We start from the raw sequence: 12,134 nt of genomic DNA on the forward strand, positions 1-12,134 counted from the left end.
TCAGAAGAAGATGGAAAGGTTGTGCGTGCCGATCACCGTGAGATCCAGCAGCACCTCGCGGCGCAGGAGGCGCAGCGCGCCGTTTTCCCTGCGCAACTGGTCGTGGCGTTCACCCGAGAGGAGCTGCGGCTGCGTCTGCTCCTGCCGCGTGCGGTAGACGAGGAGATTGCTCCGGACACCGACGAGGTCCGGATCCTCGGGGTCTGCGGTGACCCTGACACCGGTCACGAAGTGTCGGATACGGGACGGCGGGTCCTCCGCCCAGGCATAGCGGGTCTCATTCCGCGCCACCCGGCTCTCCAGCGACCCGTACGTCTCGTCCAGGTGGAACGCCCCGCTGACGAACCCGGTGCCGCGCGCCCGCTCCACCGTCTGCCGGATCGGCACCTGGTAGACGACGTCGCGGCTGACCATCGCCTCCAGCCACTCGCGTTCCCGGTAGGCGTCCAGCAGCTCGGCCTCGGTGTCCATCCACTCGGCCACCTCGTTGTAGAGGGCGCTGCCCACCCTCACTCTGACTCCGGAACCGATCACGGAGGCCCCTCCTTTCACGAAGGTGGACACACTTTTGCATGCACTTTTGCCTCTGGCAATAGGGCGGAGCACTCTGGTCACAGCCGCCCGGGAAGGTGTCCCCACTGGAACATACGGGCACAGGACAGCAAGGCGCTGCCGCGGCAGCTGTCGTCGAGGCGGGCTACGTGGGCAGGTCGTGCAGCGTATGGCCGGGTGCGATATGCCTGTGAGGGGAAGAACCTCCTGCGTAGGAGTCACCATGGCAGGACACCGGAGCACCTCCACAGATCCGCACGATGATCCTTTCGGTGCGGCGGATCCCGTCACGGCCACCACCGATGAACAGGGCATTGTGACCGGGTGGAGTGAAGGGGCGCGGCGTCTGCTCGGCTACCGATCAGGGGATGTCGTGGGGCGGCCGGCTGTCGGACTTCTCGCTGAGGATGTTCATCCTGCCGGGCAGTGCCTGGCCGGGCGACGGAGCTGGAGCGGCCAGGTGGCGGTGCGGCACCGGGACGGCCGCCGTGTGACGGGTGAGCTGCTCGCGCATCGTCGGGTGACGCAGAACGGATCCGACTGGCTCCTCGTGTGGGGCACGGCCCGGGGGCCGCGCCTACCGGGGGACGGCATTCCGGCACAGTGGTGCCTCGACCAGGCGCCGTGCTCTCTGGCGATCTTCGACACGGATCTGCGGTACGTGCTGACGAACGCCGACAACGAACGCCTGGTCGCTCTCACCACGGACCAGCTGCGCGGTTTGCGCGTGGTGGAGGCGCACCCACACCCGGAGTGCGAGAAGATCGAGCGCGCCATGCGCCGCGTAGTGGACACCGGTGATCGGCAGTACCTCGAGATCTACCTGCGCGTCCCGGGCGAGAGGCGCGAACATGCGTGGGCGATCCATCTCGCCCCGCTGAACGACCCGGCCGGTCGCCTGTGCGGCGTGTGCTTCGCGGCGCAGGACACCACCGAGCAGTACGAGGCACGGCAGCGGCTCCTGCTCCTCAACGAGGCCGGCACCCGCATAGGCACCAGCCTGGACATGGCCCTCACCGCCCGGCAACTAGCTGACCTGGCCGTTCCCCGGCTTGCGGATTTTGTCAGTGTCGACCTGCTGACCAGCCTCGACGCCGGCGGCGAGCCCCCGCCCGGACCGGTGGCGGGCCCGGTCACCATGCGCCGTACCGCCCAGCTGTCCGTCCTTCAGCGCACACCTGAGTCCGCGGTCGCACTGGGAGCGGAAGTCACGTGTCCAGAGCCTTCCCCTCCTGCCGAGTGGCTGGCGATGCCGCCGGCCACGTACCGGATGACCGACCCCGCCCTCGCCCGGTGGGCGGATCACGAACCTGCCCAGTTCGCCCGCCTCCGCGACGCGGGGACTCATTCGGTGATGGTGGTGCCCCTGCGGGCCCGCGGCGCCACCCTGGGGGTGGCCGTCTTCCTCCGTCATCGCAACCCAGAGCCCTTCGAGCGGGACGACCTGCTGCTGGCAGAGGAGATCACCGCCCGGACGGCCGTCTGCATCGACAACGCCCGCCGCTACACCCGCGAGCACACGACCGCCGTCACCCTCCAGCGCAGCCTGTTGCCACAGCGGTTGGCCGAGCAGACGGCGCTCGAGGTCGCCTCCCTCTATCTGCCCGCCGGCGCTCAGGCCGGAGTGGGCGGCGACTGGTTCGATGTCATCCCGCTGTCAGGCGCCCGGGTCGCCCTGGTCATCGGCGATGTCGTCGGCCACGGCATCCAGGCGTCCGCCACCATGGGCCGGCTGCGCACCGCGGTGCGCACCTTGGCCGACATCGATCTCCCGCCCGACGAGCTGCTCACCCACCTGGACGACCTCGTCATACGCCTCTCCGCAGAAGCCACCGCGGATTCCGACCCGCAGATGACCGGGGACATCGGTGCCACGTGCCTGTACGCGGTCTACGACCCGGTCTTCCGCCGCTGCGCTCTGGCCCGCGCCGGCCACTTCCCGCCTGTGGTACTCGGCCCGGACGGCACCGTGGACCTTCTCGACCTCCCCGCCGGCCCACCGCTCGGCCTGGGCAATCTCCCCTTCGAGACAGCAGAGGTCGAACTGCCCGAAGGCAGCGTCCTGGCCCTCTACACCGACGGCCTGGTCGACAGGCGCGACCGTGACGTCGAGGAAGGGCTCGACGCGTTGCGCCACGCCCTGGCCCGGCCCGTCGGCTCTCTTCAGGCCGCCTGTGACGCCGTGCTCGACGCGACGCTCCCCTCTCGCTCCGACGACGACATCACGCTGCTCCTCGCCCGCACCCACGCCCTGCCGGCCGACCAGATCGCCACCTGGGACGTCCCGGCCGACCCCGCAGCCGTCGCCCGAACCCGCAAGAATGCCCTCGCCCAGCTGACCGCATGGGGACTGGAGGAACTCGCGCTCGTCAGCGAGCTCGTGGTCAGCGAACTGGTCACCAACGCGATCCGATACGGTCAGCCGCCCATCCGACTGCGGCTGATCCACGATCGCAGCCTCATCTGCGAGGTGTCCGACCACAGCAGCACGGCGCCGCACCTCCGGCGTGCCCGGGTGTTCGACGAGGGCGGACGCGGCCTGCTTCTGGTCGCCCAGCTCACCCAGCGCTGGGGAACCCGGTACGCCCGGCTCGGGAAGACCATCTGGGCCGAACAGGACCTTCCCGCCGGCTCAGCACGTGAATGAATCTCGGCACTGCGCGATGGGCACTTGGCCGGCCGCGCCGCGGTCACGGGGCCGGCCGAGCCTGAGACGGACCACGGTATTGCTCACCGCCAAGAGTGCATGCAAAAGTGTATTCGCTTCACGGTTTCCGGTCGCCAGAGCGGCCACCGTACCTGGGCTCGCGGCACACCAGCCGCACGGTGGCTGCCGGCACGTTCCGGCCGACGACGGCGAGGCCGACGCAGCGCCTTCCCCCACGACGTCGCGCTCCGCCGTGGAATCACAGACAACTACTCAATGTATGTGGAGGTCCCCGTGGGAGCACTTGACGGGCAAGTGGTGGTGTTCACCGGCGCCGGAGCGGGCATCGGTCGCGCGGTCGTCACGCGGTACGCGTCCGAGGGCGCGCGCGTCGTCGCCGTGGACATCACCGACAAGGTGAAGGAACTGGCTGACGAGCTCGGGGGCGTGGTCATCCCGGTGGTCGCGGATGTGCGGTCCTGGGAGGGCAACGTGCAGGCGGTCGCCGCAGCCACCGAGGCCTGGGGCCGAGTCGACGTCTTCGTCGGCAACGCGGGCATCACCGATGCGGCCCGGCCGCTGGAGGACATCCCTGGACACCAGCTCAAGGCCGGGTTCGACGAGCTCTTCGGGGTGAACGTGCTCGCTCCCCTGCTCGGCGTCCGGGCGGCCCTGGACGAGCTCATCCGCTCGCGTGGCTCGGTCATCCTCACTGGCTCGTTCGCGGGGGCCAATGCCGCCGGCGGCGGCGTCCTCTACACCGCGTCGAAGCACGCAGTGCAGGGCCTGGTGCGCCAGCTCGCTTACGAACTCGCTCCGGATGTGCGGGTGAACGGTGTCGCTCCAGGGGTGGCCCCGACCCGGTTGAAGGGAACCACCGCACTCGGGCAGGCGGCCACCGACTCGGTGCTGGACGGCACCCGCGAGGCACTGCCCCTGCAGGAGATCCCGACCGTCGATGCCTACAGCGGGATCTTCACCCTGCTCGCTTCCCGTTCCGAAGCGGCCGTGATGACGGGGACGATGGTCAGTGCGGACAGTGGGCTGTCCGTCCGCGGCATCGCCCGGCCGGGTGGCCGGGTCGGGCGTACCGACGCGGGAGCGTCCAGCGGTGAGAGCCGGTGACCGGGCAGGACCTGTCCGGGCATGTGGCCGTGGTCACCGGTGCGCGGCGGGGAATCGGCGCGGCGATCGCGGCGGTTCTGCTCGACCATGGTGCGACCGTGGTAACTGGTGGCCGCGATGGGGCTCTCCTCGCCCGGCAGGCCGAGGAGTTGGGCGAGCGCGGTCGCGTGATTCCCTGCGCAGCGGATCTGCGCACCGCAACGGGCCGGACACGCTTGCTGGAGGCGGCGGGCCGGGTGGACATTCTGGTCAACAACGCCGGTGGCTTCACCCGTGCCTCCACCACCCGCGACACGACGCCGGGCGACTGGCAGCAGCAGCTCGAGATCAACCTCACCATCCCCTTCCTGCTGTGCCAGAGCGTGCTGCCCGGAATGATCGAACGAGGCTGGGGCCGCATCCTCAACATCGGCTCGGTGGTTGCCTCGGCCCCCCAACTGGGCAACGCCATCGGGTATGTGGCCGCCAAGTCCGGGCTGGTCGGTTTCACCCGGCAGCTCGCCGCCGAGGTGGCCGGGCTGGGCGTGACCGCCAATGTACTCAACCCCGGGACCGTGAAGACGGAGCACCTGGACGAGTACTTCGCCGCCTCGGACACCGTCTCGGAGCAGACGCTCAGCGCGGCCATCCCGGTCGGGCGGCTGGGCCGCCCCGACGAGATCGCCGCCATCGTCCCGTATCTGGTCTCGGACGCGAGCGGTTTCCTCACCGGATCCGTGATCGACATCAACGGAGGTGCGATCCATGCCTAGTGCCGCACAGAGCGGCCCCCTGCCGCTGGCGGGAAAGGTAGCCCTGGTCACCGGAGGCGCGGCCGGCGTCGGCCGCGCCGTGGTGCACGGGTATGTCGAGGCGGGTGCGAAGGTCGCGGTGCTGGACCGCGACGCGGACCGCCTGGGCAAGCTGTGCACGGAAATGGGTCCGGACGTCCACGGCACGGTCGGCTCGGTAGAGAAACTGGTCGACAACCAACGGGCTGTCAGCGAAGCGCTGGAGGCGTACGGCCGCCTCGACGTGTTCGTCGGCAACGCGGGCGTCGGAGCGGGCAACCTGCCGCTCGCCCAGGTGCCGGCCGAACACCTGGAAGCTGCGCTCGACGAGATCTTCGCCATCAACGTCAAGGGGTACCTGCTCGGCGCCCGCGCCTCCCTGGCCCCACTGCTGCGGACGCGGGGAAACATGATCTTCTCCTGTTCCCTGGCCAGCTACCGCGCGGTCGACGACGGCGTGCTCTATGTCGCGACCAAGCACGCCGACCTCGGCATCGTGCGCCAGCTGGCCTGGGAGTTCGCCCCGCATGTGCGGGTCAACGGCGTCGCTGTCGGCGTGGCCCGCACCCGCATGGAAGGTCTGCACAGCCTCGGCCAGGAGCCGATCGACGCTGTCCTCCCGGGGGCCGAGCACGTGATCCCGCAGGGATTCATCCCAGAACCGGAGGACTACGCGGGCGCGTTCGTCTTCCTCGCCTCGGATGCCGCCCGGGTCGCCACCGGCGAGTGCCTGTGGGCCGACAGCGGGTTCGGCGTGCGCGGCATCGGCAGCCCGGCCGGGGGAAGAAACCTGCGCGCCGATGCGGTGGAGTTGCGAACACGGCGTGAGAGCGCCCGGTCCCTGATCACCGACGCCGGCTGAGCTGCCCGGTCTCCTGAGCTGCCGGGCAGCTCTGCGGCATGCCCGCGTATCGCCGCTCCGGTGCGCGTTGTCCCCTTCTCAGTGCGGTGTTCTGACCAAGAACTTCCGCTGCACGGCCATTGACGTGGCTTCTGCCCGGCACAAAGTATTCACTTCTGCATGCACTTCCGTATGCACTCTCCGAACTCCCTTCTCCTCTTGGAGCGACCATGTCGCCGGCCCAGGACGCCCCTCTCTTCCCTCCGCGGACCAGACCCACCGACGATCCCGCCGTCGTGGCCGAGCAGCGCGCCGAGGACTACAGCAACCATATGGTTCCGCTGACCGCCCGGGTCGGGCGCTGGCAGCTGACGATGTCGTACTGGTCCCTGCTCAGTGCGATGGTCTGGCTGTTCTACGGCGCGCCGGCGGCGAGCCTGTACGGAACGGTCGACGCGCTCATCGCCATCGGCATCTCGGTCGCGACCTACTCACTGATCAACGCCCTGTTCGCCCGATGGGGCCGGCGCAGCGGCCTGAACAACCGGCGTGGTCCAAGCGATCCTCGGCCTTGCCGGAATGATCCTGATCGTGGTGTCACAGGCCCGCATCAACAGCCTCAACCACTACCAGCGTCCGCGAACTGGGGCCGATTGATCACCCATCTGATCGGTGTCCGGCTCAGCCGCACGGTGCTGGTCGTCCTCACCTCAGCCGTGGTGTTCCTGCTGATGCTCACCGACGTCTTCAGCTACCCGCAGTCCGCACTGACCTGGCAGGGCGTGTTCCTGGTCAGCTGGGTCGGCATCGCGCTCACTCACTACGCGCTCGTACCACAGGACCGCGCCGCAGGACCGGAGTTCCGCGCGCTACGACTGCCCAGGGTCACCTGGGGACTCGGGGTGTGGCTACTCGCCTCCGCCGTCGGTATCCACCTCGCCGAGGCGCCAGGTGTGCCCACGCCGCCGGCCGGCACGGCGCAGTTGGTCGCGTTGGTGGTCAGCGCGGTGCTGTACGCAGTCGTGGTGAAGCTGCGCCCGGTGGCGGAGTCGACCGCTGCCGGCCCGCGCGGCGAAGTGGACGATCCGGCCGCCACCTGGGCCGAGTGCCACCGCTGCATGAAGGCGTACGTAGTCCTGGAGATGGACCGCGAACCGGCCTCGGGCAGCACACCGGTCTGCGACGCCTGCGCCACGACAAGTCTCGTGCCCGGACGTTCCTGACCTTCCCGACCGGCTGTCGGACGGCGCCGAGGAGCCTGTCCGACCACTTTTCCCACCTCACAGGAGGCCCGACGATGGCTTTCGACAGCTTGTTCCAGCCCGGCACGATAGGGGCCCTGACACTGCGCAATCGCGTGGTCAAGTCCCCCAACACGACCGCGACGTGCAACGCTGACGGCACGGTGACCCCCCGTACCGTCAACCACTACCGGCGGCTCGGCGAGGGCGGTACCGGCCTCGTCATGGTCGAGTACACGTACGTGGACGATGACGCCAGCAAGTCCATTCACGGCCAGCCCGGGGCGAGCCGCCAGGATCACGTCGCCGGGCTCGGCTGGCTCGCCGACGAGGTCCGTTCGACCGGCGCGGCGATCGGACTGCAGCTGGTCCACTCCGGTCGGCAGCGGTTTCTGGGCACCCACCCGATGAAGTCCGCGTCGTCCTCGTCCTGGGACGTGGCCGAGGCGCCGTTCGGCGTCGTCCCCACGCCGCTGACGGTCGAGGAGATCGCCGGAGTGGTGCGCAGTTTCGGTGAGGCCGCGGCGCGCGCCTGGGCGGCACGGTTCGATCTGGTGGAGATCCACGCCGGCCACGGCTACATGATCACGAACTTCCTGTCCCCGCACACCAACGACCGCTCCGACGACTACGGCGGCTCCTTCGAGAACCGCGCACGGATCCTCCTGGAGATCGTCGACAGCGTCCGCGCCCATGTGCCACGCGAATTTCCGCTGAGCGTGCGGCTCTCGGTGAGCGACTACGAACCGGACGGCATCGTGATCGAGGAGACCGTGGAGCTGTGCCGGCTGCTGGAGCAGCACGGTGTGGATGTCATCCATGCCTCGGGTGGGTACCACGCCAAGCAGGAGTGGGAGGTCAGCTCCTGGTACATGCCGCGGCAGCCCCACCGCTGGGGTTGGGAGAAGATCAAGTCGGCCGTGTCGGTCCCGGTGATCGCCTCGGGCTCCCTGGTCACTCCGCAGATCGCCGACGAGGTCCTGCGGTCCGGCAGCGCCGACTTCGTCTCGCTCGGCCGCGCCATGCTGGCCGACCCGAGCTGGGCCGAGAAGGCACGCGAAGGGCGGCAGCTGGAGATCGTGCCGTGCATCCGCTGCAACGACGGCTGCCTGGAGCGGGGGCTCGACCAGAAACGCAGCGTGGGCTGCACGGTCAATCCCGAGGTGGCGGAGGAAGGCCGGTTCCCGCTCGGCACGGCCCCAGCGCCCAAACGCGTCGCCGTCGCAGGGGGCGGCCCTGCCGGGCTGCGCGCGGCCGCGGCCCTGCACGACCGTGGACACACGGTCGTACTCTTCGAACCCGGCGAGCTCGGCGGAGCGTTGAACCACGCTCTGGGGTCCACCGTGAAGCAGGACCTCGCCGGCCTGCGGGAGCACCTGGTGCACGAGGTGACCCGGCGCGGGATCGAAATACGCACGGTGACCGCGGACGCAGCCTCGCTCACCGACGGGTTCGACGAGGTCGTGATCGCGACCGGGGCGCCCCAGCGCGCGTTCCCTGGTCCGGTGGCCGAGAGCGCTCCGGTGCTGGGGCCCGGCGACATCACGAACCGACGTGAGGAACTGGCCGGGCGCCGGGTCGTGGTCGTCGGTGGCGGCTTCCAGGGCTGCGAGTCGGCGCTACGGCTGGCCGAACTGCCCGGCACCACAGTCCTCGTCCTGGAGCGCGGCGAGCGGTTGATGCGCGGCAACGAAGTGAAGTACGACGCGCTCGTGCTGCCGGGCCGGCTGGCGGAGGCGGGCGTCGAGGTGCGGATGGGTTGCGAGGTCGTCGCGGTCGAGGACAAGGGCGTGCGTCTGCACGCTGCGGACGGAAGCGAGGGGACGGTCGAGGTGGATGCGGTGGTGCTCGCGCTCGGCCGGGAACCGGCACAGGGCACCCTGGCAGCGAAACTGTGCGAGGCGGGGGTTCCGGTGGTGACCATCGGTTCGGCAGCGGTGCCGGGCCCGGTCTACGACGCGCTGCATACGGCGTACTTCACTGCGCGCCGCATCTGACGAGCCCCATACCTGCGACGGACCGGGCCCCCACCGAGGGACCCGGCTGGCTGGCCCCGGCTCTACCGGGGCCGGCACCGCACCGTGCCATCGTGCGGTCGGTCAGTCGGCGCAGTGCCTGAGGTGCGTCGTGGGGTACGTTCCGTGCTCGGATCCGTTCGGTGACCCAAGTGGTGCAGCGGGGCAGCCAGTCGGAAGAGGTCCAAGTGAAAGGGCAACGCCGCACCGGCAGACGGTGCGACGCTGCTCGTTCCCCACGACCCCGTGATGCGTCAACCGCCCTGGCAACTTCCCACATCAAGGGCGTCGCGCGTGCTGACTCGGCCGCCCTGCCTCCTCCGGTGCGCGGGCCACGGTCGCTGCGGGCCGAGGACATACTCCGCCTCGCAGCCGGAACACCCGGTGCATCCGGCCTGCCCCCCCACGGCACGGCCCGGAGGGCGCCCATGCGTCGCCGCCGCCGGTGCGGAACACCGGACCGCGACGTCGGACCGTGACGTCGGTCCGCATCGGCCTCTCACACCGTCGTGGTGGTGGCCTGGTAGCCCCATGCCTCGGCGATCTCGGCCAGCCGCGGCGGGAGGTCCGGGCGGTGGTCGACGCGGCGCGCGGGCTGGATCTTGCCCGATTTGATCGTGGTGCTCCAGTCGCCCATGTGCGGACGGAAGGTGCCGTGGTCGTGCCGGCCGTAGTCGAGCATGCCGGCCTCCCATTCGACACCGAGGTAATGGCAGATCTCGCGGGTGGCCTTCTCAGGCTCACCGGTGAGCTGTTCGTAGGTGACGGTGTGGCCGGGCAGCGTCTGCCGGGCCTCTTCCAGCTTCTCCGCGTACCGCAGCACCTCGGCGTGGATCTGTGCCAGGTCGGGCTTCTGGCGGCGGTTGACCAGCGACGTGACCACCCCCTCGGGGTGCCGCAGCAGAAACAGGTAGCGCGCCTGGGGCCAACATCGTCGCAGCCGGGGCCAGATGAGCGCGTTGGGCGGGGTCTTGTCGACCACGATCTCCTTGCCGCTGCGCTTGAGCTCCAGATCGAGCACCCGGTCCCACAGCAGATGCTCCAGTTCGCTCTTGTCGAGTTCCAGCTCCTTCATGGCATCCGGGGTGAAGTCGCGGTCCATGTGCACGTGCAGGGTGCGCAGATGCATCTCGTGCGGAGCGCGGATCTTCGAGTGGCTGTTGAGCAGCACGCGCAGCAGAGTGGAGCCGGAGCGCACCGGGGAGAGGATGAAGACCGGCGACTCGACCAGCCGGGGCGTGTGCGGGGCCACGTAGCGATCCGTCTCATCGGTTTCCCGGGTACGACGGGCAGCGGCGGTGCCGCTGCCCGCGTTTGACGTCGGCGGGCGCAGGGCCTGGACCAGGAGCCTGCCTCGCCGCTTCAGCCCCTTGCTGACGGCGCTCATCGGAACATCTCGCACTATTCCACCCTTTCCCGGACCCCAAGTCGGCGCGTCACTCCCCCGGTTGACGCGATTGCAGGGGGACAGGGCAAACTCAGGGTGTCCAGGAGGTGACGGGACGCCGCGAGGGCTCCGCGGTCACCGGTCGCCACCTGCGGTGATGTGCTTGGCTTAATTTATGCTTTACGACAGCATCCACTCGGCCGGTGATGCCCCAGGCGGCCGCGGTGTGGTCCCGGCAGGTCCCTCGTGGCGATGCGCCGCCGGGTTCACACGTTGACGCCGTAGTCCTTGGCGATGCCCACCAGGCCCGACGCATAGCCCTGGCCGATCGCGCGGAACTTCCACTCCCCGTCCCGCCGGTACAGCTGGCCGAACACCATCGCGGTCTCGTCGTGGCCGTCCTCGGTCAGCTCGTAGCGGCACATCTCCACACCGGCCGCCTGGTGCACCACACGAATGTAGGCATCGCGCACCCGGCCGAAGGTGTGGGCCGCGCCGCCCTGATCGTGGATCGACACCACGAACACGACCGACTCCGCCTCGGGCGGCAGCGAGGTGAAGTCGACGGCGATCTGCTCGTCGTCCCCCTCACCCTCGCCGGTCCTGTTGTCGCCGGTGTGCCGTACGGAGTTCTCGGGTGTGGCCCGGTTGTTGAAGAAGACGAAGTGCTGATCGGACAGGACCCGGCCGTCCGCCCCCAGCACCAGGGCGCTCGCGTCGAGGTCCACATCGCCGGGACCGGTGTTCACCTTCCAGCCGAGGCCCGCGACGACGCTGGCGACGCCGGGCTGGGAACGGGTGAGGGAGAGATTGCCGCCTTTGGTCAGGCTCACAGTCACAGGGCACAGCTCCTGGGTTCGAAGTGATCAACAGGCGCCTAGAATCTACAGCACTGTAGAACCACGGATGCGCGGCTGCTTTTCGCGACAGCTGTCTACAAACCTGTAGATTCTGCTCCCGTGTCACGTCATGGGTAAGCCGACAAGGAGACGCAGATGGCGCTGTGGGACCGCCTCAAGTACTCGGTCCAGACGATGCAGGCTCAGCTCACGGCGAAGAAGACCGAGCTGCAGAGCGGGGCGTTCCGGGACGCGAGCATGGCGATGTGCGCCCTGGTGGCGGCGGCGGACGGCACGATCGACCCGTCCGAGAGACAACGCGTCGCCCAGCTGATCGCCACCAACGACGTGCTCCAGAGCTTCCCCTCGGACGATCTGCACCGCCGCTTCGAGGACCATCTCGATCAGCTGACCGCGGACTTCACCCTCGGCAAGGTCGGCGCCTTGCAGGAGATCGGCAAGGCGAAGAGGAAGCCCGCCGAGGCACGGGCCGTCATCCAGATCGGCATCGTCATCGGCTGCGCCGACGGCCACTTCGACGACAGTGAACGGGCCGTCGTCCACGAAGTCTGCTCGGCCCTGGACATTCCGCCGGCCGAGTTCGACCTGCACCGGGCGCTCCGGGTCCCCCGTCAGGACCGCGGCCCCCAGGCGGACCGCGGGACGCGCTCCGCGGCCGCCATACCCGGCGACGACCTTCAGGTCTTCCTCAAGGCG

General features: G+C 69.4%; 9 protein-coding genes and 1 pseudogene. 7 read left to right on the top strand and 3 right to left on the bottom strand.

Annotated elements, in window-relative coordinates; all coding sequences use genetic code 11:
- Complete coding sequence (locus N6H00_RS07090) at positions 1 to 534, bottom strand: 3-phenylpropionate/cinnamic acid dioxygenase subunit beta (RefSeq protein WP_268970720.1); 534 nt, start codon at positions 532 to 534, stop codon at positions 1 to 3.
- 241 nt (positions 535 to 775) lie between these two features.
- Between N6H00_RS07090 and N6H00_RS07095 the strand changes: the two genes are divergently transcribed.
- The 6 genes from N6H00_RS07095 to N6H00_RS07120 all read left to right on the top strand — a co-directional run bounded on the left by N6H00_RS07095 (position 776) and on the right by N6H00_RS07120 (position 9,173).
- Positions 776 to 3,199: a SpoIIE family protein phosphatase gene (locus N6H00_RS07095; RefSeq protein WP_443072906.1), complete on the top strand. Its 2,424-nt coding sequence runs from the start codon at positions 776 to 778 to the stop codon at positions 3,197 to 3,199.
- 294 nt (positions 3,200 to 3,493) lie between these two features.
- Complete coding sequence (locus tag N6H00_RS07100; protein WP_268970721.1) at positions 3,494 to 4,324, top strand: SDR family NAD(P)-dependent oxidoreductase; 831 nt, start codon at positions 3,494 to 3,496, stop codon at positions 4,322 to 4,324.
- Positions 4,321 to 5,076: an SDR family NAD(P)-dependent oxidoreductase gene (locus N6H00_RS07105; RefSeq protein WP_268970722.1), complete on the top strand. Its 756-nt coding sequence runs from the start codon at positions 4,321 to 4,323 to the stop codon at positions 5,074 to 5,076. Before N6H00_RS07100 ends, N6H00_RS07105 begins: the two co-directional genes overlap by 4 nt.
- Positions 5,069 to 5,956, top strand: a complete 888-nt coding sequence (locus N6H00_RS07110; protein ID WP_268970723.1) for an SDR family oxidoreductase — start codon at positions 5,069 to 5,071, stop codon at positions 5,954 to 5,956. The genes N6H00_RS07105 and N6H00_RS07110 overlap by 8 nt, the downstream gene beginning before the upstream one ends.
- A gap of 209 nt (positions 5,957 to 6,165) precedes the next feature.
- A complete protein-coding gene (locus N6H00_RS07115; RefSeq protein ID WP_268970724.1) occupies positions 6,166 to 7,158 on the top strand; it encodes a hypothetical protein in 993 nt (330 codons plus the stop codon).
- A 74-nt stretch (positions 7,159 to 7,232) separates the two neighbouring features.
- Positions 7,233 to 9,173, top strand: coding sequence for an oxidoreductase (locus N6H00_RS07120; protein WP_268970725.1), 1,941 nt, complete (start codon positions 7,233 to 7,235; stop codon positions 9,171 to 9,173).
- A gap of 517 nt (positions 9,174 to 9,690) precedes the next feature.
- On the opposite strand, the gene N6H00_RS07125 is transcribed toward N6H00_RS07120, so the two are convergent.
- A complete protein-coding gene (locus N6H00_RS07125; RefSeq protein WP_268970726.1) occupies positions 9,691 to 10,578 on the bottom strand; it encodes a sulfotransferase family protein in 888 nt (295 codons plus the stop codon).
- A 266-nt stretch (positions 10,579 to 10,844) separates the two neighbouring features.
- Positions 10,845 to 11,417, bottom strand: a complete 573-nt coding sequence (locus N6H00_RS07130; protein ID WP_268970727.1) for a TerD family protein — start codon at positions 11,415 to 11,417, stop codon at positions 10,845 to 10,847.
- 156 nt (positions 11,418 to 11,573) lie between these two features.
- Here N6H00_RS07130 and N6H00_RS07135 point away from each other — a divergent pair.
- Positions 11,574 to 12,026, top strand: a pseudogene (locus N6H00_RS07135) (tellurite resistance TerB family protein); the annotation flags it as partial.
- Positions 12,027 to 12,134: the final 108 nt, after the last annotated feature.

The sequence above is a fragment of the Streptomyces sp. S465 genome (genome assembly GCF_026898115.1).
In the GTDB taxonomy this organism is placed as follows: Bacteria; Actinomycetota; Actinomycetes; order Streptomycetales; family Streptomycetaceae; genus Streptomyces; species Streptomyces luomodiensis.

Bases quoted from the DNA above. Each gene is read 5' to 3' on its own strand.
- N6H00_RS07115 (WP_268970724.1), top strand. From the start codon at position 6,166: ATGTCGCCGGCCCAGGACGCCCCTCTCTTCCCTCCGCGGACCAGACCC.
- N6H00_RS07125 (WP_268970726.1), bottom strand. From the start codon at position 10,578: ATGAGCGCCGTCAGCAAGGGGCTGAAGCGGCGAGGCAGGCTCCTGGTC.
- N6H00_RS07095 (WP_443072906.1), top strand. From the start codon at position 776: ATGGCAGGACACCGGAGCACCTCCACAGATCCGCACGATGATCCTTTC.
- N6H00_RS07120 (WP_268970725.1), top strand. From the start codon at position 7,233: ATGGCTTTCGACAGCTTGTTCCAGCCCGGCACGATAGGGGCCCTGACA.
- N6H00_RS07110 (WP_268970723.1), top strand. From the start codon at position 5,069: ATGCCTAGTGCCGCACAGAGCGGCCCCCTGCCGCTGGCGGGAAAGGTA.